Genomic DNA, 25,872 nt, shown 5'->3' on the forward strand with positions numbered 1-25,872 from the left:
GACCGGAACCTGCCCACCGTGCGCCCGGCCACGCGGAACGTGCCCCGGGTCACAGCGCCGCGGGACGCGGCCCCGGCGGGTACGGCGGGTACGACGGGTACGGCGGGTACGGCCTAGGAGCCCGGCCGGATCCCCAGCGGTCCGCCGATCTCCTCCGCCATCACCCGGCCCGCCTCGAACTCCAGCGTCTCGTCGCCGATGTCGGCCTGGTCGGTGTCCAGGCCGTCCAGCTCCTCCAGGGGCTGGTTCAGCCGGACGTGGATGAGCACGGACTGCAGGGCGCGCAGCACGGCGGAGGCCGTGGGGCCCCAGTTGGAGAAGTAGGAGAACTGCCACCACCACAGGGCCTCGGTGGTGCGGCCCGCCCGGTAGTGGACCATGCCGTGCCGCAGGTCGGTGATGATGTCGGCGAGGTCGTCGGAGATCCTCGCCGGCACGGGCGCCTTGCGGGGCTCGTACGGGTCGAAGACCTCGGAGTAGACGTCGACCGGGTCCAGCAGCCGGGCGAAGTTCATGCGCAGCTCGTCCAGGTCCGGCTCGGGGCCCGGGTCCGGCTCGTAGCGCTCCTCCGGGACGATGTCCTCGTGGGCGCCCAGCCGGCCGCCGGCCAGCAGGAGCTGGGAGACCTCGAGGAGGAGGAAGGGGACCGCCGACTCCGGCTCGTCGCCTCTCGCCACCTCCGTGACGGCCACCAGGAAGCTCTCCATCTGGTCCGCGATCTGGACCGCGAAGTCGTCCGGGTCCCGTGTCGTGGCATGCAGCGTGGCGTCAGACATCTAGCAGTCGTCTCCCCTCGAAGGCGCGGCCGAGGGTCACCTCGTCCGCGTACTCCAGGTCGCCACCCACCGGGAGGCCGCTGGCCAGGCGGGTGACCTTCAGGCCCATGGGCTTGATCATGCGGGCGAGGTACGTCGCCGTCGCCTCGCCCTCCAGGTTCGGATCCGTGGCCAGGATCAGCTCCGTGACCGTCCCGTCGGCCAACCGCGCGAGAAGTTCCCGTATACGCAGGTCGTCGGGTCCCACGCCCTCGATCGGGCTGATCGCGCCGCCGAGCACGTGGTACCGGCCCCGGAACTCACGGGTGCGCTCGATCGCCACGACGTCCTTCGGCTCCTCTACCACGCAGATGACGGAGACGTCCCGGCGCGGGTCGCGGCAGATGCCGCACAGCTCCTCCTGCGCCACGTTGCCGCAGGTCGCGCAGAATCGGACCTTCGCCTTCACCTCCAGGAGGGCGTGCGCGAGCCGCTTCACGTCGGCCGGCTCCGCCTGCAGCACGTGGAAGGCGATCCGCTGCGCGCTCTTGGGACCGACGCCGGGGAGCCGCCCCAGTTCGTCGATGAGGTCCTGGACCACGCCTTCGTACAACGGACTGCCCTTCCTGGAGACCTTTCGGTACGTACGGTAGTTGGCTTCCGCCTCCGCTCGGAAGGCGGAGTCCTCAGAACGGCAGGCCCGGGATGCCGGAGCCGCCGCCCAGCCCCTGCGCCAGCGGGCCCAGCTTCTGCTGCTGGAGCGACTGCGCGTTCTCGTTGGCCGCCTGGACGGCCGCCAGGATCAGGTCGGCGAGGGTCTCGGTGTCCTCCGGGTCCACCGCCTTCGGGTCGATCTTCAGCGCGCGCAGCTCACCGGCGCCGGTCACGGTGGCCTTCACCAGGCCGCCGCCCGCCTGCCCGTCGACCTCCGTGTTCGCCAGTTCCTCCTGCGCCCGCTGCAGGTCCTGCTGCATCTTCTGCGCCTGCTGGAGCAACTGCTGCATGTTGGGCTGGCCACCGGGGATCACGATCAGCTCCTCGCCGTCTTCCGTGTCGTCGTCTGCGATGCCCGCGGGCGTCCAGGACGTCCGCGGCATCTCCTCAGTCGTCAACGAGCCTACGTGGTCCACGCGGCCACTGCCCTGCCACTCTTTCGAGTGAGGATGCCCCCAGTCCTCTACCTGATCAAGACCCTCTTCCGAGCGGAAAAGGCGGCGAAGCTCCCTCTCCGCCACCCGTTGGGCGGTAGGAAGGTGGCCGCGCGTCGGCATGGAATGTCACGCAACGCGACCGGTCGTGATCAGTAGGGAGTGCCGGGTGGGTCAGCCGGAGATGCAGCCCGAGGGTCCGCCTCAGGACGGGCGGGGCGAGGGCGCGGCCGGGCTGCGGCCGGGCGATCTGACCGGGCGGGCCTTTCCGCTCGGGGACTGGGGCGAGCCCGCCGAACGGCTGGACGAGCTGTACCGGTGGGTGGAGCGCCGGGCGCTGGAGACGGCCGCCTGGTATCTGCGGGACCGGATCTGGAAGCGGCGCGGGGCACGCGCGCTGCGGGTCGCGGCGGCGTCCGGCGCGGTGGCCGGGGCGGCGCTGCCGCTGCTGGACCTCACCGGCGCGGCCGACGGCGTGGCGCCCTGGGGCTGTCTGGCCCTGCTGCTCGGGGTCGCCGGCGTGGGCACCGACCGGTTCTTCGGGTTCACCTCCGGCTGGATAAGGGACGTCGCCACGGCCCAGGCGGTGCAGCGGCGGCTCCAGGTGTTGCAGTTCGACTGGGCGTCGGAGAGCGTGCGGGAGGTGCTCGGGCCGGCGGAGGGCACGGCGAGCGAGGCGGCCGAGCGGTGCCTGGCGGTGCTGCGGCGCTTCTCGGAGGACGTCACGGAGCTGGTGCGCACGGAGACCACCGACTGGATGGTGGAGTTCCGCACGGGCTCGGCCCCGCTCGGCATCCAGACGGCGGTGGCGGCGGTGCCGCGGCAGGAGGCCGGGGGCGCGGGCGGCCGGCTGCCGCTGCCGCCGGTGAACGGGAACCGGCCGAACATGCCGCGGCAGCGGCCCCCGGAGCCGCGTTAGGGCCTCTCCGTCGGATCATGCCGGCCCCGGTCGCGCCGGGCCGTCGTCGGGCCGCCCGGTCACTCCTTGTCGTACGTCAGGCTCTCCGCGCCGGTCGCCTTGGCCCGCTTCAGCCGGCCGTCCGGCAACAGGCTGACCTCGGTGGCCTCGCCCGGGGCGCAGGAGGACGCGGGTTCCCCGGAGGTGACGGTGGACGGCCCGATCGCCAGCGGACCGTCGCCGGCGGGCCGTGCGGCCAGCTCCGCCTCGAAGACGCAGTGGTACGACCCGCCGCCCTCGGCCGGCCCCTCCGCGACCAGCGTCAGCACGGTGTCGCCCACCTCGCCCTGCCGGATGGTCAGTTCGCGGGTGTTGGTCCCGCTCGCGTTGCCGATGACCGTCCGCCAGGTGCCCAGATAGGCGTCCGGGACGGCCCCGGCGGCCGAGGGCGAGGCGGAGTCCTTCGAGGCGGTCGGTCCGGGTGAGGTGACCGGGGGCGCGGAGCGGCCGGTGGGCGCCGGGCCGGCCGTGCCGCCGTCCTTGTCCTCGCCGCCGTTCTTCATCAGCGCGTACACCGAGCCGCCCGCGCCCAGCGCCACGACCAGCGCGATCACCAGGAGCAGCGCGGTGGACCGGCCGCTGCGGCGCTCCTCCGCCGGCCCGCCGGCGTCCTGCGGGCCGTACGGCGCGGGGGCGCCGGGTCCGCCGGCATAGGGCTGGTACAGCGGCTGTCCCGTGCCCCAGGGCCCGGCGCCGGGCTGCTGCGGATAGCCGTAGGCGGAGGGCTGGTGCCCGGGGTGCGGGGCGCCGTACGGCGCGGAGGGCGCGGTCCCGAACCCGGGCGGCACCGGAGGTCTGGCGGGCGGCGGGGCCTGGCCGGGGGCGACACCGGGCGGATGGTCGCCCCCGCCGGGCCGGCCGTCCGACACGGCGGCATGCTCGGGCGACGCCCCGGCACCGCCCGGCACGCTCCCCGGCCCCGCACCGGCACCGGCGACCGGGACCGGCCGGTCACCGGGACCGCCCGCACGGGGCACCGGCCAGCCGTCGGCACCGGGCGCCTCCCACCCGCCGCCGAGGCCGCCCGCGCCGGCCGGGGGCACCGGCTGACCACCGGAGCCGTCCACACGCGGCGGAGGCACCGGCCAGTCATCGACACCACCCGCCTCGGCCGACGACACCTTGCCATCGCCGAGGCCGCCGGTATCGGCCGACGAAAGCGCCGGACCGCCGACGCCACCCGGGTGACCACCGAAGCCGTCCACGCGGGGAAGAGGCACCGGCCAGCCATCGGCGCCACCTACACCGGCCGACGAGACCGCCGGACCGCGGACGCCCGGCTGACCACCGGAACCGTCCACGTGCGGCGAAGGCGCCGGCCAGCCCTCGGAACCACCCGCACCCGCCGACGAGGCCGCCGTACCGTCGCCGACACCCGGGTGGCCACCCGAGCCGTCCACTCCCGGCGGCGGCACCAGCCGGGCGTCGGGGCCGCCGGACGCGGGTGCCGGGACGCCCTCCCGCTCCGGGTCCTCCACCTCCAGCAGCCGTACCGCGTGCCGGCCGAGCTGGGCGACCAGGGAGGCCGGCAGCCAGGGGTCCCGCGAGCGCCCGCCGGCCACGGTGTCCTCCGCGCCGGTCCGCTCCAGGACCGTGTCCAGCGACGGCCGCTGCGCCGGGTCCTTGCGCAGGCAGTCCCGGACCAGATCGGCGATGCCCTCCGGCACCCCCGTCAGGTCCGGCTCCTCCTGGGCGATCCGGAACATCAGCGCGTGGACCCCGCTGTCGGCGGTCCCGAAGGGCAGCGCGCCGGTCGCCGCGTAGGCCAGCACGGAGCCCAGGCAGAACACGTCGCAGGCGGGCGTGATCCGGTCCCCGCGCACCTGCTCGGGCGCCATGAACCCGGGCGACCCGACGAGCGCCCCGGTCCGGGTGAGCCCCGCCCCGTCCGCGGTCCCCGACTCCAGCGCCCGCGCGATCCCGAAGTCGATCACGCGCGGCCCGTCGATGGTGACCAGCACGTTCGACGGCTTGAGGTCCCGGTGCACGATCCCGGCCGCGTGGATGTCCTTGAGCGCGTACGCGAGCCCCGCCGCCATGATCCGCACCGACCGCTCGGGCAGCGCCCCGTGGTCGTGCCCGACGACCTGCTGGAGGCTCGGCCCGGCCACGTACCCGGTCGCCACCCACGGCACGGCCGCCTCGGTGTCCGCGTCCAGCACCGGCGCCGTCCAGTACCCGCCGACCCGCCGGGCGGCCACCACCTCCTGCCGGAACCGGGCCCGGAACTCCTCCCGCGCGGCCAGTTCCTCCCGGACGACCTTGACGGCGACCGTCCGGCCCCGGTCGGACCGGGCCAGGTACACCTGGCCCATACCGCCCGCGCCGAGCCGCGCCAGCAGCCGGTAGCTCCCCAGCCGCCCCCGGCCGCCGGCCGGGGGCTCCCCGAGCGGATCACCCGCTCCCAGCTTCTCCATCCCCGTGCCCGCCTTCCCCCCCATAGGTCTGCGACGACCGAGAATAGTGGCCGGGCTGGACGGCGGACCGGGCCGTCGACAACCTGTCGCGGAATCGCCGCGTCCACGGAACAAGACGCCGATGTCGTTTCCGCATCGCGGACATCTACCCTCACCGGCATGACCCCTCAGCCCAGCCCCGAAGCCGGTGCCGCAGTCAAGGCCGCGGACCGTGCGCACGTCTTCCACTCCTGGTCCGCGCAGGACCTCATCGACCCGCTCGCCGTGGCCGGCGCCGAGGGGTCGTACTTCTGGGACTACGACGGCACGCGGTACCTGGACTTCACCAGCGGGCTCGTCTTCACCAACATCGGCTACCAGCACCCCCGGGTCGTCGCCGCGATCCAGGAGCAGGCCGCGCGGCTGACCACGTTCGCGCCGGCCTTCGCGATCGAGGCGCGCTCGGAGGCGGCCCGGCTGATCGCCGAGCGGACCCCCGGCGACCTGGACAAGATCTTCTTCACCAACGGCGGCGCGGACGCCGTCGAGCACGCGGTGCGCATGGCCCGGCTGCACACGGGCCGGCCGAAGGTGCTCTCGGCGTACCGCTCGTACCACGGCGGCACCCAGCAGGCCGTCAACATCACCGGTGACCCGCGCCGCTGGGCGTCCGACGGCGGCACCGCCGGGGTCGTCCGGTTCTGGGCGCCGTTCCTCTACCGCTCCCGCTTCCACGCCGAGACCGAGGAGCAGGAGTGCGCCCGGGCGCTGGAGCACCTGGAGACGACGATCGAGTTCGAGGGCCCGGCGACGATCGCCGCGATCATCCTGGAGACCGTGCCGGGCACCGCCGGGATCATGGTCCCGCCGCCCGGCTACCTGGCCGGTGTGCGCGCGCTGTGCGACAAGTACGGCATCGTCTTCGTGCTGGACGAGGTGATGGCCGGGTTCGGCCGCACCGGCGAGTGGTTCGCGGCGGACCTGTTCGGCGTCGTACCGGACCTGATGACCTTCGCCAAGGGCGTGAACTCCGGTTACGTGCCGCTGGGCGGCGTGGCCGTGTCCGGGCGGATCGCGGAGACCTTCGGCAAGCGCCCCTACCCGGGCGGTCTCACCTACTCCGGTCACCCGCTGGCCTGCGCCGCCGCCGTCGCCACGATCAACGTGATGGCCGAGGAGGGCGTGGTGGAGAACGCCCGGCGCCTGGGCGAGACGGTCGTCGGACCCGGTCTCGCCGAGCTGGCCGCGCGGCACCCGAGCGTCGGCGAGGTGCGCGGCACCGGCATGTTCTGGGCGCTGGAGCTGGTGCGGGACCGGGAGACCCGCGAGCCGCTGGTGCCGTACAACGCCTCCGGGGAGGCGAACGCGCCGATGGCCGCGTTCACGGCCGCCGCCAAGCGGCACGGCCTGTGGCCGTTCGTGAACATGAACCGCACCCATGTCGTCCCGCCGTGCAACGCGACCGAGGCCGAGCTGAAGGAGGGCCTGGCCGCGCTCGACGCCGCGCTGAGCGTGGCGGACGAGCACACGGTGTGACGGTCGGCAGTCGAAAAGAGACGAACCACCGACGAACCACGACTGCCTTCGAACCGATTCGAACGCGTAAGGTGACGTGCTCGTAAGCAATGGGGACTCGTGTGATCACGAGTCGAACAAGTACGTAACCGGACGTGTGAGGAGAGGCACGGACCATGCCCGGCCACGGCACCGTGACGCGCAGCACCCTGCGCCAGCAGATCGCGGACGCGCTCCGTGACGAGGTGCTCGCGGGCCGGCTGCGCCCGGGCCGGGCGTTCACCGTGAAGGAGATCGCCGACCAGTACGGCGTCTCCGCCACTCCCGTCCGCGAGGCGCTGGTCGACCTGTCCGCGCAGGGCATCCTGGAGGCCGACCAGCACCGCGGCTTCCGCGTGCCCGACTACTCGGTCACCGACTACCGGAACATGATCGAGGCGCGCAGCCTGGTCACCGACGGCATGTTCCAGGCCCTCACCGCCGGCCACCCCGCCTTCCACTCCCCGCCCGGCGACCCGCGCACGGCCGCGGCCCTGACCACCGTGCGCCGCCGCGGCGAGGAGGCCCAGCGGGCCGCCGCGGCCGGTGACCTCACCATCCTCATCGGCTACGACCTGCGGTTCTGGCGCGAGCTGAGCGCCCTGTTCGGCAACCCCTACCTCGGCGACTTCCTGCACCGGCTGCGCGTGCAGTCCTGGGTCTGCGCCGTGCAGCACCTGCTGCGCCTGCCCGACCTGCGCGGCCGGCTGTGGGCCGGGCACACCGAGCTGGTCGACGCGCTGGCCCGCCGCGAGGCCGAGACCGCGCGGTCGGTCGTGGCCGCCTCCAACGCGCACTCGCTGGCACTGCTGGAACACCTGACCAACGGGTAGATGACCGATACGGCCCCCACGGTCCGTACGAGGGGCGCCTTTGCTGGGCCGTACGGACTACCCTTCCCTGAACCTGCTGCCGTGCGTGACCGCGCGCCCGCCGATGCGAGGAGCTCTCTTTGGCCTGTGATCTGTGGCTGGTACCGCTCGTGGACGTGTTGTGCCACACCCCGGACAACCCCTTCGCCGAGGAACTCGCGCAGTACGACAAGGCCCTGGCCGAGGCCGGCCTGCCCCCGGTGCCGGTGTACCAGTACATGCCGGGCCTGTCCGGCGACGTCGCCCCGGTCGCCGGTTTCGACTACGACGCCCTGCACTTCCTGCGCCGGGCCTACCTGCTCCAGGTCTGCGGCCTGCCGGTGACTCCGGTGGACGAACTGGGCGGGGACTACGAGCAGTTGCTGGAGATGTTCGAGTCGACCGCCCAGCAGTCGCACCTCGTCTGGCACTACGACCACGCGGGCGCGTACGTTCCCGTGGACTTCCCGCACCCGCTGTCGAACGACGAACTCCTCGCGGGCGGCGGCCCGCTGGGCTCCGCGCACGCCCTGCTGCGGGAACTGCAGTACGTGGCGCCGTCGATCGGCATCGACGCGGCCAACCCCCCGGCGGCCCCCGCCCCGCCGGCGGCCCCCACGGAACTGGAGGAACCGGCCGTCCCCGCCCCGTACGACCCCAGTCCCTTCGCCCGCGAACGCCACGTCTGGCTGGGTCTGCACGCGGCGGCGACCCGCTCCCTGGCCCAGGGCTCGATGATCGTGTTCAGCTAGGCCGGCCGGGCCGGAGACGCCGGCGCCCGCCGGCCCGCCCGGAGGCGGGACCGGCGGGCGCCGGCACCAGGGACCGCGCGGTGCCTACAGGAACGAGTTGATCTCGATCGTCTCGTTCCGGCCCGGGCCCACGCCGATCGCGGAGATCGGGGCGCCGGACATCTCCTCCAGCGCCTTGACGTAGTTCTGGGCGTTCTTCGGCAGGTCGGCGAACGTCTTCGCCTTGCTGATGTCCTCGCTCCAGCCCGGCAGGGTCTCGTAGACCGGCTTGGCGTGGTGGAAGTCGGTCTGCGAGTACGGCAGTTCCTCGACGCGCCTGCCGTCGATCTCGTAGGCCACGCAGACCGGGATCTCCTCCCAGCCGGTGAGGACGTCCAGCTTGGTGAGGAAGAAGTCGGTCAGGCCGTTGACGCGGGTGGCGTAGCGGGCGATGACCGCGTCGAACCAGCCGCAGCGGCGGTCCCGGCCGGTGGTGACGCCCCGCTCGCCGCCGATGCGCCGCAGCGCCTCGCCGTCCTCGTCGAACAGCTCGGTCGGGAACGGGCCGGCGCCGACACGGGTCGTGTACGCCTTGAGGATGCCGATGACCCGGCTGATCTTCGTCGGACCCACACCGGCGCCGGTGCAGGCACCGCCCGCGGTGGGGTTGGAGGAGGTGACGAAGGGGTAGGTGCCGTGGTCGATGTCCAGCAGGGTGCCCTGGCCGCCCTCGAACAGGACGACCTTGTCGTCCTCCAGCGCCTGGTTCAGGACCAGCACCGTGTCGGCGACGTACGGCCTGATCTGCTCGGCGTAGCCCAGCAGCTCCTCGACCACCTGGTCCGCGGCGATCGCGCGCCGGTTGTACAGCTTGGTGAGGATCTGGTTCTTGACGTCGAGGGCCGCCTCCACCTTCTGCTGGAGGATCGACTCGTCGTACAGGTCCTGGACCCGGATGCCCACGCGGTTGATCTTGTCCGCGTAGGTCGGGCCGATGCCGCGGCCGGTCGTGCCGATCTTGCGCTTGCCGAGGAAGCGTTCCGTCACCTTGTCGACGGTCACGTTGTACGGCGTGATGACGTGCGCGTTACCACTGATCAGGAGCTTGGACGTGTCGACGCCACGCTCGTTCAGACCGCTCAGCTCGGAGAGCAGGACCGACGGGTCGACGACGACACCGTTGCCGATGACCGGCGTACAGCCGGGCGACAGGATTCCGGAAGGGAGGAGGTGGAGTGCGTACTTCTGGTCGCCCACGACGACCGTGTGACCGGCGTTGTTGCCGCCTTGGTAACGCACCACGTAATCGACGGAACCACCGAGCAGGTCCGTCGCCTTTCCCTTGCCTTCGTCACCCCACTGAGCACCGAGCAGCACAAGTGCGGGCACGCGCGTACACCCCTTCCGGGCGGGGCATGTCCAAGGTCGGGGGCGTGGGCGTAAGGTTCACCGCCGCGTACCACCGCGACCGTCGTTGGTCGCACAACCGTCGGACCGGATGCCCCGGAATAGACGAAGCCCCTGGCGCAATAGCGCAAGGGGCTCTTGCACAAAGATGCTACCCGAGGAAGCGAGGCAGGACCGAGGTGGCGACTTCCGCGACGTCCGATCAGCTGCTGGTGATCATCGATTCGGCGGCACGGCAGACGGACGGGGAGTCCGTACGGATCGCGAAAGACGTGCTCAGCGCGGGTGCGGCGGCCAAACTGTGTCTGCCGGAGGGGCCGGAGGAGTTCGCCCGGGCACTGGGCCGGAGGGGTGCACGGCGGCCGGTCGTGATCGGGGACGGCCGGGCCCTGGCGCGGGCGGTCGCCGTGCTGCACCGACGGCGGGAGCTGGCCGGGTGCCCGTTGTCGGTGGTGCCGGTCGGGGACACCGCCCTCGCCGAGTCGCTCGGCGTGCCCGGTGGCGCGGTCGCGGCGGCGCGGGCGGTCCTGGACGGTGTCGAGCGGCGGCTCGACCTGCTGGTCGACGACAGCGACGGCGTGGTGCTGGGCATGCTCGGCATCCCGCCGGCGCCGGTGCGCGAGACCGCCGCCGAGCCGGTGCCGGCGGTCCCGGGCCGGCCCTGGTACCGCTCCCTGGTGCGCACCCTGGCCCCGCGGCCCGTGCGGCCCGCCACCGGTCCGGCCCGGCTCCGGGTGGAGGTGGACGGCGCGACGGTGATCGACCTGGACCAGCCCGTGCAGGCGGTGTCGGTGACGCCGGGCGCGGACGGGGTGGCCGCGGTGGAGGTGCGGCCGCTGTCGGTGGGCGCGGAGGCGACGCCGCTGCTGGCCACCGGCCGCACGGTGACGGTCACCGGGGCGGACTTCCGCTACCGGGCGGACGCGTCGGTGACCGGGCCGGTGCGCCGGCGGACCTGGCGGGTGGCGGAGGGCGCCTGGGGGCTCGTCCTGCCCGCCGACCGGTGACGGCACCCCCGGGCGGTCCGCGGCGGTGACGCCCGCGCCGGTGCGGGTGCCCCTCCGGGCGACCCGCCCGGGGCCGGGGTCAGCCCATCGCCACGCTCAGTCCGCGCAGTCCCCGCATCACGAAGTTCGGCCTGCGCTCCGGTTCCGCCGTCAGGGTGAGCGTGGGCGCCTGCTCCAGCAGGGCCGTCAGGGAGGCCGCGAGTTCCATGCGGGCCAGCGGGGCGCCGATGCAGTAGTGGATGCCCGCGCTGAACGACAGGTGCGGGTTGTCCGCGCGGGCGAGGTCCAGGCGGCCGGGGTCGGCGAAGACGGCCGGGTCGTGGTTGGCGGAGCCGAACAGCATGGCGATCTCGGAGCCCCGCGGGATCGTCGTGCCGTCGATCTCGATGTCGTCCAGCACCCAGCGTTCGAAGAGCTGGAGCGGGGTGTCGTAGCGCAGCAGCTCCTCCACCGCGGACGGCACCAGCCGGTGGTCGGCGCGCAGCGCGGCGAGCTGGCCGGGGTTGCGGAACAGGGCGTACCAGCCGTTCACCGTGGCGTTGACCGTCGCCTCGTGGCCCGCGTTGAGCAGCAGCACCGCCGTGGAGATCATCTCCTGTTCGGTGAGGCGCTCGCCCTCGTCGTGGGCCGCGATCAGGCCGGAGATCAGGTCATCGCCGGGCTCCCGGCGGCGGGCCGCGATCAGCTCGCGGAGGCAGTCGGAGAACTCCCGCGACGCCCGGACCGCCCTCGCCGCCGTCTCCTCGGACGGATTCAGCTCGTACATCCCGCAGATGTCCGCCGACCACGGCCGCAGCCGGGCCCGGTCCGTCCCGGGGATGCCGAGCATCTCGGCGATCACCGCCACCGGCAGCGGCTCCGCCACGTCCGTCAGCAGGTCACCGCCGCCCGCGCGGACCAGGGCCGCCACCAGGTCCCGGGCCAGCCCGTGGACGTAGGGCCGCAGCCGCTCCACCGTGCGCGGGGTGAACGCCTTCGCCACCAGGCGCCGGATCCGGGTGTGGTCCGGCGGCTCCAGGTCGAGCATCCCGTGGTCGTTCAGGGTGTGGAACGGCTCGTGCTCCGGCGGGGGCGGGGTACGGCCGAACTCCTCGTGCGTGAACCGGTGCCGGTAGGTGCGGCCGAGCCGGCGGTCCCGCAGCAGCGCCGAGACGTCCGCGTGGTGCGGGACGAGCCACTGGTCGGTCGGCTCGTACCGGATCACCCGGCCGCGGGCCCGCAGCTCGGCGTAGGCCGGACGGGGATCGGCGAGGAACGCCGGGTCCCACGGGTCGAAGGCGAGGTCCGCAGCAGCCATGCACGGACGCTAGCCCGCCTCACCCGGGTGTGACCAGCCTCGCCTCGTACGCGAACACCGCCGCCTGGGTGCGGTCGCGCAGGCCGAGTTTGACCAGCACGCGGCTCACATGGGTCTTTATCGTCGACTCCGCCACCACCAGCCGGGCGGCGATCTCCGCGTTCGACAGACCCCGGGCGATCAGCACCAGCACCTCCGTCTCGCGTTCCGTCAGCTCCCCGTACGCCGTCCGCGCCGCCGGTGTCAGCCGCGGGCTGTCCGCCAGCCGGGAGAACTCGGTGATCAGCCGCCGGGTGACCGAGGGAGCCAGCAGCGCCTCGCCGGCCGCCACCACCCGCACCCCGTCCGCCAGCCGGCGGGCCGAGGCGTCCTTGAGCAGGAACCCGGAGGCGCCCGCGCGCAGCGCCTGGTACACGTACTCGTCCAGGTCGAACGTGGTCAGCACCAGCACCTTGGCCGACGCGTCCGCGGCGACGATCTCCCGGGTCGCCTCGATGCCGTTCAGCTCCGGCATGCGGATGTCCATCAGCACCACGTCCGGAGTCAGCTCCCGGACCCGCTCGACCGCCTCCCGGCCGTTGACGGCCTCGCCCACGACCTCGATGTCCGGCATCGCGTTCAGCAGGACCGAGAAGCCCTCCCGGACCATCATCTGGTCGTCGGCGACCAGCACCCGGATCGTCATGCCCCGTCCCCGGCCGCCGGGACCGCGGCCGGCACCGGCAGGAACACCGTCACCTCGTAGCCGCCCGCGGCCGTGGCCTGTGCCGTCATCTCGCCGTCCAGCATGGAGACCCGCTCGCGCATGCCCGTGATGCCGTGCCCGGCGCCGGGGGACGCCTTGGACAGGTGCGGAGCCGGTGGCGGGCCGTTGACCACGCGCAGTCCCAGACCGCCGAGGACATAGCCGATCTCGACCCGGGCGCTCGCGCCGGGCGCGTGCCGCAGGGTGTTGCTGAGCGCCTCCTGCACGATCCGGTACGCCGACAGCTCCACGCCCTGCGGCAGCTCCCGCACCGCGCCGGTCACCGCCTTCTCCACCGCCACGCCGGCCTCCCGGACGTTGGCGAGCAGGCCGTCCAGATCGGCCAGGGTGGGCTGCGGGGTGTCCGGGGCCTCGTAGTCCTCGGCGCGGACCACGCCGAGGACGCGGCGCAGCTCGGTCAGGGCCGCCACCGCGTTCTCCCGGATGGTGACGAACGCCTGCTCCAGCTCCGGCGGCGGGTCCTGCACCCGGTAGGGCGCGGCCTCCGCCTGGATCGCGACGACCGACATGTGGTGGGCGACCACGTCGTGCAGCTCGCGGGCTATCGTCGTGCGCTCCTCCAGCAGCGTGCGGCGCGAGCGCTCGTGCTCGGTCACCGTCTGCTGGGCGGTCACCTCCTGCCGGGCCTGCCGGCGGATGTGCCGCACGGCGACGGCCAGCAGGAGCAGCGCGGACAGGAGGATCATCTGGGCCGCGTCGACCTGGTAGTGGTTCGCGCCCAGGACGGACACGCTCCACAGGCCGTAGACCGCGGACAGCAGCCACATCCAGGCCGCGGCGCGCGGCCGGGTGCGCAGCGCCACGACCGTGAGCACCACGACGTGGGCGAGGAAGCTGCCGGGCAGCCACGGCCAGCTGTCCCAGCTGTCGCCGGCCGCCGCGGTGACCGCGGTCGCCGCCAGCGACAGCCAGAACGCGCCGACCGGACGGACCAGGGTCAGCAGCACCGGGGCCAGCGCGAGGAACCCGTACAGGAGCCGCGGCACCTGGCCCTCGCGGAACGCGGCCGCGTTGGCGAACAGCGCGGCCACGCCGGCGCCGGCCACCAGCAGGTGCGGGGTCCAGGCCGCGTACTGCCGCGCGCGGGCGGACAGGTGGCGGGCGAGCGGGCCGTCGACGGCCGCGCGGGGCAGCGGGCGGTAGGCGAAGGCCCCCTGGAACAGGTCCTGCCGCAGTCCGCGCAGAGCGTCGGCGACCAGCCGGAGCTCCGGACTGCGGGGCCGTCCGGCCGCCCTCGGCGGTGTCGTCTGCGTATGCGTCGTCTCGGTCACGGGAAGACGGTAGGCGCGGGCCGGGGGCCCGGTCGTCCCCTTGGAGAGGGGTCTTCGGGCGTCCCTCTCAGGTACTACGGGCTGTCACCAGGCCGGTCAGGCACTACGGGCTGTCACCAGGCCAGTTGGGCGATCTCCTCGGCCACCACCGCGCAGGCGTCCGCCGCCGGGTCGATCAGCGGGAAGTGACCCACGTCCTCCAGCAGCGTCAGCCCCACCACCTCCCCCGCCCTCGCCGCCGCCTCCGCGTACGACTCGGCCACCGGATACGGCACCACCAGGTCGGCCCGGCCCTGGACCAGGGTCGTGGCGATACCGGTCGGCAGCAGCAGCGCCGGGTCCGCATAGGCCCGGCGCCCGGTGAACGCCTCGCGTCCGCCCAGCAGTTGCCGGGACGCGTGCGCGCACACCGCCAGCTTCTCCGCCACCTCCAGGTCCGCGATGGGCGCGAGCGCGACCACCCCGCGCAGCGGCGCCGGACCGCCGGTCCGCCAGGGAGCGTCCGCGGGCAGCATGTGCCGGGCCGCCGCCCACAGCGCGAGGTGGCCGCCCGCCGAGTGGCCGGTCAGCACCGTGCGGCGGGCGTCCGCCTGCGGCAGCGCCCGGCGGACCAGCGCGGGCAGGGCGTCCAGGGCCGCCGCCACGTCGTCGAAGGTGTCGGGCCAGCGCCCGGCGGGCGGCACGTCGTCCGCCTCCGACCCGGTGGGCTGCGCCGGGATCAGCGGCGTGCCTCCGCGCCGGTACTCGACGTTGGCCACCGCGAACCCCCGGCGGGCCAGGTAGTCCGCGAAGGGAGTGACGTGGCGGCGGTCGTGGCGGGCGCGCCAGGCCCCGCCGTGCAGGACGACGACCAGCGGGGCGGGGTACGCGGGAGCGGCGGTGCCCGGGCCGGAGCGGGGGGCGTAGAAGTCGATCACCTGGTCGGGGTGGTCGCCGTACGCGGCGGTGGCGTCCGGACCGACCGGCGCGTGCGAGAAGGCCGACTCCTCCTCGGCGGCGGCGCGGGCTGCTGCGGCGTCGTCCGGCATGCTCCAACCTCTCAGCGACGATGGGGTCCCTCCCGGGCTCGGGCCGCTGCGGGAAGGGACGGCGGACCGGGTGCGGGCCCGGCCGTTGGCGGGGACGGTACCAGGCCGGTGACATGCGGGGACACCGGAATGTCACGCACGGTGACGAGAGGGGCGGGCACGGGCGCGCCCTGCCTGTCCGGCGCCCGTGCCCGCCCGGTCCGCTCCCCTACGCCAGCTCCTCCGCCAGCACCCGCGCTGCCCGCTCCGTCTCGCGGAAGCCCAGGTAGAGCGGGGTGAAGCCGAAGCGGAGGATGTCGGGGTGGCGGAAGTCGCCGACCACCCCGCGGGCGATCAGGCGTTTCATCACCTCGCCCGCGTCCGGACAGCGCAGGGCGATCTGGCTGCCCCGCTCCGCATGCCGCTCGGGCGTCACGCACTCCACCCGGCCGGGCTCGGTGTACTCGGCCACGCACCGCAGGAAGAAGTCCGTCAGCGCCAGGGACTTGGCGCGGACGGCGGCGACGGACACCCCGTCCCAGACGTCGAGGGCGGCCTCCAGCGCGAGCAGCGAGAGGATGTCCGGCGTGCCGACCCGGCCGCGCGGGGCACCCGGCGCCGGGGCGTAGGCGGGGTTCATCCCGAACGGCTCGGAGTGCGAGTTCCAGCCCGGCAGCGGCGAGTCGAAGCGGTCCTGGAGTTCCCGGCGCACATACAGGTACGCCGGTGAACCCGGGCCGCCGTTCAGGTACTTGTAGGTGCAGCCCACCGCGAGGTCGACGCCGTGCTCGTCCAGGCCGACCGGCAGCGCGCCCGCGCTGTGGCACAGGTCCCACACCGCGAGGGCGCCCGCGGCGTGGACCGCGGCGGTGAGCGCCGGCAGGTCGTGCAGCCGGCCGGTGCGGTAGTCGACGTGGTTGAGCAGCACCGCGGCGGTGCGCCCGCTCAGCGCCCCCGGCACCTCGGCCGGGGTCACGGCGCGCAGAGTGCGGCCGGTCAGCCGGGCCGCCGACTCGGCGATGTAGCCGTCCGTGGGGAAGGTCGTGGCGTCGACCAGGATCTCGTCACGGCCGTCCCCCGCCATGCGGACCGCCGCGACCAGCGCCTTGAAGACGTTGACGCTGGTCGAGTCGCCGACGACGAGCTGGCCGGGCGCCGCGCCCACCAGCGGGGCGATCCGGTCGCCGACCCGCTCGGGCGCCGTCCACCAGCCGCTCTCCTCCCAAGAACGGATGCGCAGTTGGCCCCACTCGCGGCGCACCACGTCCGCCAGCCGGCCGGGGACGTGCGCGGGCAGGGCGCCCAGCGAGTTGCCGTCCAGATAGACCACGTCGTCCAGGACGAAGCGGTCCCGCAGCGGCGCGAGGTCGTCCGCCGCGTCCAGCTTCTCGGCGTGCAGGGACAGTTCAGACATGGGACCTCGCCGTCCACAGCTCGGGGAACACGTTCTTGCGGGCCCGCTTCTCCAGCCAGGCAACGCCGGCGGAGCCGCCCGTGCCTGACTTGGCGCCCATCGCGCGCCGGGTGGCCACCAGGTGGTCGTTGCGCCACCGCCACACCAGCTCCGCCACGTCCGTCAGCGCCTCGCCCAGCCGGGCCAGTTCGTCGTCCGGGTCGCCCGCGTAGACGGCGGCCCAGGCGTCCTCCACGGCGTCCGAGGGCTCGTACCGCGCGGAGACCTCCCGGTCCAGCACGGCGTCGGGGACGGCGTGGCCGCGGCGCGCGAGGAGCCGTACCGCCTCGTCGTACAGGCTCGGCTCGTGCAGTGCCTTCTCCAGCTCCGCGTGGACGCGCGGGGCGCCGCGGTGCGGGACGAGCATGGAGGCGGACTTCTCGCCGAGCAGGAACTCCAGGCGCCGGTACATCGCCGACTGGAAGCCGGATCCCTCGCCGAGCGCGCCGCGGTAGGCGTTGAACTGGGCCGGGGTCAGCTGTCCGAGCGGCTTCCAGGAGGCGTTCAGGGCCTCCAGTTCGCGCGTGGACCGCTTCAGCGCGGCGAGCGCGGCCGGCACGTCGTCCGAGCGGAGCGCCCGGGCGGCCGTCTCCCACTCGTGCACGATCACCGTGAACCACAGCTCCATGACCTGGGTGGTCACCAGGAAGACCATCTCCGCGGGGTCGTCGGAGAGGAGGTGCTGGAGGTGGGTGAGCACGTCGGCCTTGACGTAGTCCTCGTACGGCGTCGTCCCCGCGAAATCCAGGTTCGGGGTCTCGGGCTCAGCGGCCTGGTGAGGGGGGTGAGCCTGTTGGGACATCGCTGTCTCCTGTTGTTACTCCGGGTAGCGGTCCGCCCCTGCCGATGCCGGCACGGGGGCCCCGGTCCCCACCCCGCCATCCTGCGCAATGCCCCGGGGTACGGCAAGGCCCGCCTGTCGCCAGACGGGCCTTCACCGGTGTGATCACGGCGACTCCGGTGGCACCCGTGCGGGTCAGCCCAGGGTCTGGGCCGCCGCCGGCGAGGAGTCCTTCAGGAACTGCGCGCAGCGCTCGTACTCCTCCTGCTCGCCGATCGCCTGGGCGGCGCGGGCGAGGCCGTGCAGGGCGCGCAGGAAGCCGCGGTTCGGCTCGTGCTCCCAGGGCACCGGGCCGTGGCCCTTCCAGCCGTTGCGGCGCAGGGCGTCCAGACCGCGGTGGTAGCCCGTACGGGCGTAGGCGTACGACTCCACGACCGAGCCCCGCTCGAACGCCTCGTCGGCCAGCTGGGCCCAGGCGAGGGAGGAGGTGGGGTGCTTGGCGGCGACGTCCGCGGGCGGGGTGCCGGCCGCCAGGGCCTCGCGGGGCCCGGGGTCGTCGGGCAGCCGGGTCGGGGGCGGGCCGCCGAGGAGGTTCTCGTGAATCGTCATGGGTTCAGTGTGGCGTACGGGCACGGCGACGGACTCCCGCGGCCGGGTACGTCAGCGACCGTGGCCGGGTACGGAGGTGACCGCGGCCGGTACCGAGGTGACCGCAACCCGCGTCCGGGAAGTGACCGCAGCCGCGCCCGGAGCCATCCGTGCCCCGGGAAGCCCGGTCAGCCCTCGTCCGCCCGCTCCCCGCCCCGGCGCTCGCGCCCGCCCTCCGGCGGCTCCCCCTCCAGCGGCGGGGCGGTCACCTGGCCGTGGGTGCGGCACTCCGGGCGGGGGCGGTCCGCGGCCGGGCGGCGGACCAGGGCGAAGGCCAGGACGGCGCCCAGCACCAGCGCGCCCGCGCAGAGCGGCATCGCCCGGTCGTACGCCGCGTCGAACGCCGTGGGCGACCGGTACGCCTGCGGGCCCATTCCCGTCAGCAGCGGCAGCGCCGCCACGGCCAGCAGGCCCGCCGCGCGCGCCGCCGCGTTGTTGACCCCGCTGGCCAGGCCCGCCCGCGCGGTGTCCACGGAGGCGAGGACCGTGGCCGTCAGGGGGGCGACCAGGGTGACCATGCCGGCGCCCAGCACCAGCAGCGCGGGCAGGACGTCCCTCGGGTAGTCGGCGTCCTGCCCCACCCGCAGCATCAGCAACGTCCCCGCCGCGCACAGCAGCGGGCCGGCGGTCAGCGGCAGCCGGGGGCCGGTGCGGTCGGCCAGCGCACCCGAGCGGGCCGAGAACAGCAGCATCAGCGCGGTGGTGGGCAGCAGGGCCGTGCCGGCGGCCAGCGGCGAGTAGCCCGCCACCACCTGGAGCTGGAGCGCGGTGAGGAAGAAGAAGCCGCCGAAGGCCGCGTACACGCACACGGTGACCAGGTTGACCGCCGTGAACTGGCGGCCGGCGAAGATGTCCGGCGGCAGCATCGGGTCCGCGCGGTGCGTCTCGACGTACCCGAAGGCCACCGCGGCGGCCAGGCCCGCCGCCCCGGTCACGGCCACCGGCAGCAGGCCCGCGCGGGCCTCGATGAGGGCGTACGTCAGCAGGGCCAGGGCCAGCGCGCCCAGCACCGCGCCGAGGACGTCGAAGCGGCCGTGGGCCCGCCGGCCGGCGGACTCCGGCACGTGCCGGAGCGCGACCGGCACGCACAGCACCGCCAGCGGCACGTTCAGCAGGAACACCCAGCGCCAGCCGGGCCCGGACACCAGCCAGCCGCCCAGGAACGGGCCGACGGCCGCGCCGATCCCGCCGAAGCCGGACCACAGGCCGACCGCCCGCCCGCGGTCGTCGGGATGGAAGGACGCCTGGATGAGCGCGAGCGAGCCGGGCGTCAGCAGGGCGCCGCCGACGCCCTGCACCGCGCGCGCCGCGATCAGCACGCCGGGGGTCGGGGCCAGACCGCACAGCAGGGAGGCCGCGGCGAACGCGGCGACGCCGAGCACGAAGACCTTCCGGCGGCCGTACCGGTCGCCGAGCGAACCGCCGAGCAGGATCAGGCCGGCCAGCGTCACCAGGTACGCGTTGACCGTCCACTGGAGGGCGGCGAGGCTCGCGTGCAGATCGCGGCCGATGCGCGGCAGGGCGACGTTGACGACCGTGGAGTCCAGCATCACCATGCCGGACCCGAGGACCGTGGTGAACAGCAGCCACCGGCCCCGGGACGAGGCCAGCCGGACACCGGGCATGCCCCAGGTATACAGCGGGCCCGGCGGCTTGGACAGCCGCCGGGCCCGCCGGGTACCGCGCGTGCTTACTTGATCTTGTTGCCCGCCGAGCGCAGGTGCTGCGTGGCCTGGAGGACACGCGCGGCCATGCTCGCCTCGGCCAGCTTGCCCCAGGTGCGCGGGTCGTAGGCCTTCTTGTTGCCGACCTCGCCGTCGACCTTCAGGACGCCGTCGTAGTTCTGGAACATGTGCGCGGCGACCGGCCGGGTGAAGGCGTACTGGGTGTCGGTGTCGATGTTCATCTTCACCACGCCGTTCTCCAGCGCCGTCTGGATCTCCTGCTCGCTGGAGCCGGAGCCGCCGTGGAAGACGAAGTCGAACGGGGACACCTTGCCGAACTTGGCGGCGACGCCGTCGTTCAGCTCCTTCAGCAGCTCGGGGCGGAGCACGACGTTGCCCGGCTTGTACACGCCGTGCACGTTGCCGAAGGAGGCGGCCAGCAGATAACGGCCCTTCTCGCCCAGGCCCAGCGCCTCGGCGGTGCGGATCGCGTCGTCGACCGTGGTGTACAGCTCGTCGTTGATCTCGTGCGTGACACCGTCCTCCTCGCCGCCGGTCGGGGTGATCTCCACCTCGAGGATGATCTTGGCGGCGCGGGTGCGCTCCAGCAGCTCCTGGGCGATGGCGAGGTTGTCGGCGAGGGTCTCGGCCGAACCGTCCCACATGTGCGACTGGAACAGCGGGTTGCGGCCGGCCTTCACGCGCTCCTCGGAGACCGCGATCAGCGGACGCACGTACCCGTCCAGCTTGTCCTTCGGGCAGTGGTCGGTGTGCAGCGCGATGTTGACCGGGTACTTCTCGGCCAGGATGTGCGCGTACTCGGCGAGGGCGACCGCGCCCGTCACCATGTCCTTGCTGTACTGGCCGCCGAGGAACTCGGCCCCGCCGGTGGAGATCTGGACGATGCCGTCGCTCTCGGCCTCGGCGAAGCCGCGCAGCGCCGCGTTCAGGGTCTGCGACGAGGTCACGTTGATGGCCGGGTAGGCGAACTTGCCTGCCTTCGCCCGGTCGAGCATCTCGTTGTAGACCTCGGGGGTTGCGATGGGCATCTGTCCGCTCCTTGGGTGTGCGGGTTGGCGTTCTGCGTACTACGGCCCTGACCTAGACCTGGGGGGCGACGTCATCGTCGGCCCCATCTTCCCAGACCTGAGCCGATGGTCCACGCGCCGGTGGAAACCGGTGCTTGCGGGCGTCAGTCCAGACCCAGTTCGTCCTTCGAGAAGGCGAACCGGTAGGGAACACCCGCACCGGCCTCGATCTTCTGAGCGGCTCCGGTCGCCCGGTCCACGATGGTGGCGACGGCGACGACCTCGGCCCCGGCCTCCCGCACGGCCTCCACGGCGGTCAGCGGGGAACCGCCGGTGGTGGAGGTGTCCTCCACCACCAGGACCCGGCGGCCCGCGATGTCCGGGCCCTCCACGCGCCGCTGGAGCCCGTGCGCCTTGGCGGCCTTGCGGACGACGAAGGCGTCCAGCCGCCGGCCGCGCGCCGCGGCGGCGTGCAGCATGGCGGCGGCGACCGGGTCGGCACCCATGGTGAGCCCGCCGACCGCGTCGAACTCCAGGTCGGCGGTCAGGTCCAGCAGCACCTGGCCGACCAGCGGGGCGGCCTCGCCGTCGAGGGTCACGCGGCGCAGGTCGACGTAGTAGTCGGCCTCCAGACCGGAGGAGAGGGTCACCTTGCCGTGCACCACGGCCTTGTCCTTGATCTGCTGCAGCAGTGCGCCACGTACGTCCGTCATGGCGACCAGCTTAGAGGCGCCGCCAGGTCCAGGTGGTGCTCGCCTCCAGCGGGTCCAGCGGGGTGACCAGGCGCGGAAGGGTGTTCAGGCCGTTGGGCGGCCCGGTCTGCGGCTCGACGCAGACGGCCTCGGCCTGCTCGTCGTAGACCACCACCCACTCCTCCCGGCTGGCCACCTTCAGCTGGAGCCGGCCGGGCCAGGTCAGGGTGACGTCGACTCCGCCGGGCATGCCGAAGCAGTCGTCCCACGGGCCGGGTTCCGGGGCGATCCGGTTGCCGGTGGGCAGGTGGTCGGCGCCGCGCTCCTCCTGCCAGGCCGCCTTGAAGTCGAGCCGCACGTCCGCGCCGCCGAGGTTCCGCTGGAACCACGGGTGCCAGCCGAGCTGCGCCGGGAAGGAGTCCTCGTACGTCTCCACGGACATGGTCAGCGTCAGGCTGTCCTCGGCGAGCGCGACGACCTGGGTGACGCGGCCGGGGTGCGGCCAGGGCTCGGTCAGCTCGTACGTGATCACCGCCTCGTCCGCCGAGACGCGCGCGGTGCGCCAGGCGCCGTCGCGTGCGGTGCCGTGGATGGCGTGCGGCGGGGCGTTCAGCGGCATGCGGCGCACGGTGCCGCCGTCCAGGAAGCGGCCGTCCCGGGTCCGGCCGCACCAGGGCACCATCGGGAAGCAGCCGAAGCGGGGGCCCTGCCGCAGCAGTTCCAGGTCGCCGACCTTGAGCCCGCTGATCCGGCCGCCGCCTGCGGGACTGACGCGTACTTCCGCTTCACCCGCGGTCAGCGTGATGTCTTCGTTGCTCACCCGACCGACCCTAGCGGGCTGCCCGGGGCGGTGTACGCAGGACGTTCAGCGTCGTCTGCGTAGAGCGCGGGAGACCACGATCGCCGAGGCGAGGGCCACCGCGGCGGCGGGGGCCGCCCAGCGCAGGACCGGGTGGCCGCTGCCGGCCTGCGGGGCGGGCACGGGGGCGTACCGGCCGCGCGGCGGGGCGTGGTCGACCTCCTCGGCGCTGCGGCCGATCATCGTGCGGCGGGCGTGCGCGGCCTCGGCGGGCGGTTCGCCGGTGTCGGCGAAGTCCTCGGCGAGGCCGTCCGGGTGAGCGGGGCGGTGGCCGTCACCGCTGCGGACGCCGGTGCCGCTGCCGGTGGCGCCGCCGGTTCCGGTGGCGGCGGTGTCGGTGTCGGCGGTGTCGGTGTCGGCGGTGTCGTCGTCCGTCGCCGGATCGAGGGCGGGCGGGGGGACCTCGGTGTCGAAGACGGAGGGGCGGGGGGCGGCACCGGCGGGTGGGTGCGGCTGCTCGGCGGTGCCCGTGTCCGGGGCCCGGTCCGGCGGCTGGGCCACGTCCTCGCCGCCCGGACGGGACGCGTCCTCGCCGCCCGGACGGGAAGCGTCCCCGTCCGGGGCTCCGCCGTCCGCCGCGTTCTCGTCCGCGTCGGTCACGTGCTCACCGGCGGCCGGACCGTCGCCGGTTGCCGGGCCCTCGTGGGCGGCCGGACCCTCGCCCTCCGCCGAACCCCCGCCGTCCGCCGAGCCCTCGTCCTCCGCCGAGCCCTCGTCCTCCGACGGGTCCTCGGCCTCCGACGGGTCCTCGGCCGGGTCCTCCTCCGTGGCCAGCGCCTCCAGGAACCGGCTCAGCAGCCTGGCCGCCGCCGACGCGACCGTCTCCGCGGGCAGTTCCGTGATGCGGCCGGCCGTGTCCGCCGTGCCCTCGACCGTGACCGTGGAGCCGCCCTCGGCGCCCGCCAGGCGCAGAGTCAGGGCCAGCGAGACCGAGCCGGCGCCGCGGGCCTCCGTGGCCTCGGCCGTCACGGTGTACGCGCCGTCCTCGCGGCGGGTCACGCGGGCCGTGCCCCGGTAGGTGACGGAGTGGCCGCCGACGCGGAGCTTCAGCCGCCCGGCGACCGGTTCCGCACCGGCGTCCTGGTGCAGGCCGGGGACGGCGCGGGCCACGCGAGCGGGGTCGGTCAGCGCGGCGCCGAGCCTGTCGGTGGGGGCCGGGACGAAGACCTGGTGCTCCATGGTCGGGGAGCCTACCCACTCGGGGCCGGAACTCACCCGAACCCGGTCACCCGGAGGCAGCAGGCCGCGGCCGGTGCGCGCTCAGTACCGCGGGTGCGCCAGCGTGGACGCCGGCAGGCCGCCGATCCGGGTCCGTCCGGCCGCCCGGACGTCCGCCGCCAGCCCGGCCGGGGTGAGGGTGCCGGACCGCCAGGAGCCCAGCCGCGGGACCGGCGGGACCGGCCCCCGGCCCGCCAGCAGGAAACCCCAGGCCCGCGCGCCCGGCGAGCGGCCGGGGCCCGGGGCGGCGCCCGGGTCGTGGCCGGGGACGCGGTAGGGCGAGGCGGCGAGGCCGGCCGCGCGGAGGGTCGCGGCGACGGTCCAGAAGGCGCGGGGCCGGGCGGTGAGCGGACCGGCGTGCACCACCAGGCGGCCGTCCGGGGCCAGCACCCGGCGGACCAGGCCGTAGAACTCCTGGGAGTACAGCTTGGCGCCGGCCGTGATGCCGGGGTCGGGCAGGTCGCTGATCACGACGTCGTACGCGGGTCCGCGCGCCCGGCGCAGCCAGGCGAGCGCGTCGGCGGTGGTGACGCGGACGCGCGGGTCGGCGAAGGCGTGCGCGTTGGCGGCGGCCAGGCCGGGGTCGCGGCGGGCCAGGTCCACCAGGCCGGGGTCGAGTTCCACGACGTCCACGCGGCGCACCGTGCGGTGGCGCAGCACCTCGCGGGCGGCCAGCCCGTCGCCGCCGCCGAGGATCAGCACGCGGGCGTGCGGGCCGGTGAGGGCCGGGTGGACCAGGGCCTCGTGGTAGCGGCGCTCGTTCCGGCCGTCGACCCGTAACCGGCCGTCGAGGAAGAGGCCGAGGGGCCGGCCGCGGGTGCCGCCGGCCAGGACGACCTCCTGGACGTCGGTGCGCACCGCCACCCGGACGTCCGCGCCGTACACGGCGTGCCGGGCGGCGCGTTCGAAGTCGCCGGCGAGGAGGGCGGCGGCGGTGAGGACGCCGAGGACGGCGAGGCCGGTGACGAGGAGGGTCCGGCGGGCGCCGCGGGTGAGGTCGCGCCGGAACAGGCCGAGGACCAGCGTGCCGCCCGCGACCACGTTGACCGTGCCGGTCAGCAGCGCCCCGGTCAGCTGGCCGAGGCAGGGCAGCAGGAGGAAGGGGAAGGCGAGGCCGCCGACGAGGGCGCCCACGTAGTCCGCCGCGAACAGGTCGGCCACCGCGCCGCCCGCGTCCTGCCGGCGGATGCGCTGGATGAGCTCCATCAGCAGCGGGACCTCGGCACCGATGAGCAGGCCGATGACCAGGGCGAAGGCGACCAGCAGGCAGCGCGGTCCGGCGGCCCACGGCCCACCCCAGCCGGCGGTCCAGGCGAACACGGCGTACAGGGCCATGGCGCTGCACCCGCCGACCAGCGCGAGGACCGACTCGACCGCGCCGAACCCGGCCGCCGCGTGCCGGCGCAGCCGCTTGGCGCCGAGGGAGCCGAGGCCCATGGCGAACACCATCACGGACAGCACGACGGACGCCTGGGTGACCGAGTCGCCGGTCAGGTACGAGGCGAAGGCGACGAGTTCCAGTTCGTACACGAGTCCGCAGGCCGCGCAGACGAAGACGCACACGAGGACCAGGAACCGCCCGGTGCCGGGCCGGACGGGCAGCCGCGCGGGGCGGGTCCGGCAGGGCGGGGCGCCCGGCGGCGCGGGGGCGTGCGATGCGATCACGCTGTGACGTTACGTCACTTACCCGGCACACCACGTCACCCGCGGGTGTGAAATAAGGGGCGGTTGACGCACAACGGGTTTATGTCGCCGAAAAGCGGTCGGCCCGGGCCTGTCCGCCGGTCAGCCCGAGCGCGTCACCCGCGTCCGCGACCCGGCCCGGGACCGCGCCCCGACCCGGGTCCGGGTGGCCACGAGCTGCCCGTCCTGCGGGTAGGCGTGCCAGGTGCGCCAGTGCACCTGGCCCTCGCGCCGCTGGGCCAGCATCGCGGTGAAGGCGTGCGGGCTGCCCGGGAAGACGCCGGCGAGACCGTGCGGATGGTCGGAGACGAGGGCCAGCAGCTCCTGGGCGCGGCCGGCGAACGAGCCGGGAGTGAGCACCTCCACACGGGCGGCGAACTCGTACTCCCAGTCGTCGACGCGCTTGGCGACGCCCAGCGGCAGCGGGGTGCTGGAGCCGGGGATGCACGCGACCGTCTCCGAGCAGTTGCCGCGCTCCTCCTCCACGAGCACCTGGTGGGACGCGCCAAGCAGCCGCAACTGCAGCTTGGCGCCGGTGAGTTCGAGATCGAGGGTGGCCAGGGCGGGCAGCGGTTCGCGGCCCAGCGCCCAGGCGAGGTCGGCAGCGCGCGTATCGGTGTAGGAGGTGTTCAGGGTCGTGAGCATGGATCGGCTCCGCTAACACGCAAGAAGGGGGAGATCGGCCATGTCAGCCCGGC

Annotated in this window: 24 protein-coding genes; 5 read left to right on the forward strand and 19 right to left on the reverse strand. The window is 74.3% G+C overall.

The features are described from left to right. Positions 1-113 precede the first annotated feature (113 nt). The 3 genes from ACH4OA_RS06985 to ACH4OA_RS06995 form a co-directional block, all read right to left on the reverse strand. Positions 114-776: a DUF5063 domain-containing protein gene (locus ACH4OA_RS06985; RefSeq protein ID WP_365876991.1), complete on the reverse strand. Its 663-nt coding sequence runs from the start codon at positions 774-776 to the stop codon at positions 114-116. Further along, positions 769-1,368, reverse strand: coding sequence for a recombination mediator RecR (gene recR, locus ACH4OA_RS06990; RefSeq protein ID WP_365876988.1), 600 nt, complete (start codon positions 1,366-1,368; stop codon positions 769-771). The genes ACH4OA_RS06985 and recR overlap by 8 nt, the downstream gene beginning before the upstream one ends. Before the next feature lie 73 nt (positions 1,369-1,441). Further along, positions 1,442-1,783 carry a YbaB/EbfC family nucleoid-associated protein gene (locus tag ACH4OA_RS06995; RefSeq protein ID WP_365877008.1) on the reverse strand — a complete coding sequence of 114 codons (342 nt, stop codon included), beginning with the start codon at positions 1,781-1,783 and terminating at the stop codon, positions 1,442-1,444. A 289-nt stretch (positions 1,784-2,072) separates the two neighbouring features. On the opposite strand from ACH4OA_RS06995, the gene ACH4OA_RS07000 reads away from it, so the two are divergent. After that, on the forward strand, positions 2,073-2,822 hold the full coding sequence (locus ACH4OA_RS07000; RefSeq protein WP_397936267.1) for an SLATT domain-containing protein: 750 nt from the start codon (positions 2,073-2,075) through the stop codon (positions 2,820-2,822). A gap of 59 nt (positions 2,823-2,881) precedes the next feature. Here ACH4OA_RS07000 and ACH4OA_RS07005 read toward each other — a convergent pair whose 3' ends face one another. Next, on the reverse strand, positions 2,882-5,278 hold the full coding sequence (locus tag ACH4OA_RS07005) for a protein kinase (RefSeq protein ID WP_397968000.1): 2,397 nt from the start codon (positions 5,276-5,278) through the stop codon (positions 2,882-2,884). A 159-nt stretch (positions 5,279-5,437) separates the two neighbouring features. Here ACH4OA_RS07005 and ACH4OA_RS07010 point away from each other — a divergent pair, with 159 nt between their 5' ends. From ACH4OA_RS07010 to ACH4OA_RS07020, 3 genes are all read left to right on the forward strand, one after another. Continuing rightward, entirely contained in the window at positions 5,438-6,793 is a 1,356-nt protein-coding gene (locus tag ACH4OA_RS07010; protein WP_397936270.1) for an aspartate aminotransferase family protein, read from the forward strand. A 155-nt stretch (positions 6,794-6,948) separates the two neighbouring features. Further along, positions 6,949-7,644 (forward strand): GntR family transcriptional regulator, encoded by a 696-nt coding sequence (locus tag ACH4OA_RS07015; RefSeq protein WP_365876980.1) that lies wholly within the window; start codon positions 6,949-6,951, stop codon positions 7,642-7,644. Positions 7,645-7,763: 119 nt separating this feature from the next. After that, positions 7,764-8,414 (forward strand): hypothetical protein, encoded by a 651-nt coding sequence (locus ACH4OA_RS07020; RefSeq protein WP_365941453.1) that lies wholly within the window; start codon positions 7,764-7,766, stop codon positions 8,412-8,414. An 84-nt stretch (positions 8,415-8,498) separates the two neighbouring features. Here ACH4OA_RS07020 and ACH4OA_RS07025 read toward each other — a convergent pair whose 3' ends face one another. Then, on the reverse strand, positions 8,499-9,782 hold the full coding sequence (locus ACH4OA_RS07025; protein WP_365883834.1) for an adenylosuccinate synthase: 1,284 nt from the start codon (positions 9,780-9,782) through the stop codon (positions 8,499-8,501). Positions 9,783-9,979: 197 nt separating this feature from the next. On the opposite strand from ACH4OA_RS07025, the gene ACH4OA_RS07030 reads away from it, so the two are divergent. Beyond that, the gene (locus ACH4OA_RS07030) at positions 9,980-10,807 is read left to right on the forward strand and encodes a diacylglycerol kinase (RefSeq protein WP_397936273.1); all 828 of its coding nucleotides are present in this window, start codon (positions 9,980-9,982) and stop codon (positions 10,805-10,807) included. A gap of 79 nt (positions 10,808-10,886) precedes the next feature. Here the strand turns inward: ACH4OA_RS07030 and ACH4OA_RS07035 are convergent, their stop codons facing one another. The 14 genes from ACH4OA_RS07035 to ACH4OA_RS07100 form a co-directional block, all read right to left on the reverse strand. Next, on the reverse strand, positions 10,887-12,104 hold the full coding sequence (locus ACH4OA_RS07035; RefSeq protein ID WP_397968003.1) for a cytochrome P450: 1,218 nt from the start codon (positions 12,102-12,104) through the stop codon (positions 10,887-10,889). 19 nt (positions 12,105-12,123) lie between these two features. After that, positions 12,124-12,789, reverse strand: coding sequence for a response regulator (locus tag ACH4OA_RS07040; protein WP_397968005.1), 666 nt, complete (start codon positions 12,787-12,789; stop codon positions 12,124-12,126). Further along, positions 12,786-14,141, reverse strand: a complete 1,356-nt coding sequence (locus ACH4OA_RS07045) for a sensor histidine kinase (RefSeq protein WP_397947914.1) — start codon at positions 14,139-14,141, stop codon at positions 12,786-12,788. The genes ACH4OA_RS07040 and ACH4OA_RS07045 overlap by 4 nt, the downstream gene beginning before the upstream one ends. Before the next feature lie 113 nt (positions 14,142-14,254). Continuing rightward, entirely contained in the window at positions 14,255-15,169 is a 915-nt protein-coding gene (locus ACH4OA_RS07050; RefSeq protein WP_397936278.1) for an alpha/beta hydrolase family protein, read from the reverse strand. A gap of 208 nt (positions 15,170-15,377) precedes the next feature. Beyond that, positions 15,378-16,562 carry a kynureninase gene (kynU, locus tag ACH4OA_RS07055; RefSeq protein ID WP_397968008.1) on the reverse strand — a complete coding sequence of 395 codons (1,185 nt, stop codon included), beginning with the start codon at positions 16,560-16,562 and terminating at the stop codon, positions 15,378-15,380. Next, positions 16,555-17,403: a tryptophan 2,3-dioxygenase family protein gene (locus tag ACH4OA_RS07060; protein WP_365879394.1), complete on the reverse strand. Its 849-nt coding sequence runs from the start codon at positions 17,401-17,403 to the stop codon at positions 16,555-16,557. The genes kynU and ACH4OA_RS07060 overlap by 8 nt, the downstream gene beginning before the upstream one ends. Positions 17,404-17,577: 174 nt before the next feature. Further along, positions 17,578-17,991 (reverse strand): DUF3151 domain-containing protein, encoded by a 414-nt coding sequence (locus ACH4OA_RS07065; protein ID WP_397936282.1) that lies wholly within the window; start codon positions 17,989-17,991, stop codon positions 17,578-17,580. 167 nt (positions 17,992-18,158) lie between these two features. Beyond that, on the reverse strand, positions 18,159-19,655 hold the full coding sequence (locus ACH4OA_RS07070) for an MFS transporter (RefSeq protein WP_397968011.1): 1,497 nt from the start codon (positions 19,653-19,655) through the stop codon (positions 18,159-18,161). Positions 19,656-19,720: 65 nt separating this feature from the next. Next, positions 19,721-20,743 carry a class II fructose-bisphosphate aldolase gene (gene fbaA, locus ACH4OA_RS07075; protein WP_397936285.1) on the reverse strand — a complete coding sequence of 341 codons (1,023 nt, stop codon included), beginning with the start codon at positions 20,741-20,743 and terminating at the stop codon, positions 19,721-19,723. A gap of 143 nt (positions 20,744-20,886) precedes the next feature. Then, positions 20,887-21,435: an orotate phosphoribosyltransferase gene (pyrE, locus tag ACH4OA_RS07080; protein ID WP_365875547.1), complete on the reverse strand. Its 549-nt coding sequence runs from the start codon at positions 21,433-21,435 to the stop codon at positions 20,887-20,889. A 10-nt stretch (positions 21,436-21,445) separates the two neighbouring features. Then, positions 21,446-22,234 (reverse strand): aldose 1-epimerase, encoded by a 789-nt coding sequence (locus ACH4OA_RS07085; RefSeq protein ID WP_365875545.1) that lies wholly within the window; start codon positions 22,232-22,234, stop codon positions 21,446-21,448. Positions 22,235-22,279: 45 nt separating this feature from the next. After that, a complete protein-coding gene (locus ACH4OA_RS07090) occupies positions 22,280-23,452 on the reverse strand; it encodes an SRPBCC family protein (protein ID WP_397968014.1) in 1,173 nt (390 codons plus the stop codon). A gap of 81 nt (positions 23,453-23,533) precedes the next feature. Further along, the gene (locus tag ACH4OA_RS07095) at positions 23,534-25,156 is read right to left on the reverse strand and encodes a polyamine aminopropyltransferase (RefSeq protein WP_397968015.1); all 1,623 of its coding nucleotides are present in this window, start codon (positions 25,154-25,156) and stop codon (positions 23,534-23,536) included. Between the two features lie 120 nt (positions 25,157-25,276). Then, positions 25,277-25,819, reverse strand: coding sequence for a DUF2617 family protein (locus ACH4OA_RS07100; RefSeq protein WP_365875539.1), 543 nt, complete (start codon positions 25,817-25,819; stop codon positions 25,277-25,279). Between the last annotated feature and the right edge of the window lie 53 nt (positions 25,820-25,872).

It is taken from the genome of Streptomyces sp. NPDC017095 (genome assembly GCF_044332325.1).
GTDB lineage: Bacteria > Actinomycetota > Actinomycetes > Streptomycetales > Streptomycetaceae > Streptomyces.

Coding starts and splice junctions, on each gene's coding strand:
- fbaA (WP_397936285.1), bottom strand. CDS start 20,743: ATGCCCATCGCAACCCCCGAGGTCTACAACGAGATGCTCGACCGGGCG.
- ACH4OA_RS07100 (WP_365875539.1), bottom strand. CDS start 25,819: ATGCTCACGACCCTGAACACCTCCTACACCGATACGCGCGCTGCCGAC.
- ACH4OA_RS07090 (WP_397968014.1), bottom strand. CDS start 23,452: ATGGAGCACCAGGTCTTCGTCCCGGCCCCCACCGACAGGCTCGGCGCC.
- ACH4OA_RS07010 (WP_397936270.1), top strand. CDS start 5,438: ATGACCCCTCAGCCCAGCCCCGAAGCCGGTGCCGCAGTCAAGGCCGCG.
- ACH4OA_RS07040 (WP_397968005.1), bottom strand. CDS start 12,789: ATGACGATCCGGGTGCTGGTCGCCGACGACCAGATGATGGTCCGGGAG.
- ACH4OA_RS07035 (WP_397968003.1), bottom strand. CDS start 12,104: ATGGCTGCTGCGGACCTCGCCTTCGACCCGTGGGACCCGGCGTTCCTC.
- kynU (WP_397968008.1), bottom strand. CDS start 16,562: ATGTCTGAACTGTCCCTGCACGCCGAGAAGCTGGACGCGGCGGACGAC.
- ACH4OA_RS07015 (WP_365876980.1), top strand. CDS start 6,949: ATGCCCGGCCACGGCACCGTGACGCGCAGCACCCTGCGCCAGCAGATC.
- ACH4OA_RS07070 (WP_397968011.1), bottom strand. CDS start 19,655: ATGCCCGGTGTCCGGCTGGCCTCGTCCCGGGGCCGGTGGCTGCTGTTC.
- ACH4OA_RS07065 (WP_397936282.1), bottom strand. CDS start 17,991: ATGACGATTCACGAGAACCTCCTCGGCGGCCCGCCCCCGACCCGGCTG.
- ACH4OA_RS07050 (WP_397936278.1), bottom strand. CDS start 15,169: ATGCCGGACGACGCCGCAGCAGCCCGCGCCGCCGCCGAGGAGGAGTCG.
- ACH4OA_RS07005 (WP_397968000.1), bottom strand. CDS start 5,278: ATGGAGAAGCTGGGAGCGGGTGATCCGCTCGGGGAGCCCCCGGCCGGC.
- ACH4OA_RS06985 (WP_365876991.1), bottom strand. CDS start 776: ATGTCTGACGCCACGCTGCATGCCACGACACGGGACCCGGACGACTTC.
- ACH4OA_RS07060 (WP_365879394.1), bottom strand. CDS start 17,403: ATGTCCCAACAGGCTCACCCCCCTCACCAGGCCGCTGAGCCCGAGACC.
- pyrE (WP_365875547.1), bottom strand. CDS start 21,435: ATGACGGACGTACGTGGCGCACTGCTGCAGCAGATCAAGGACAAGGCC.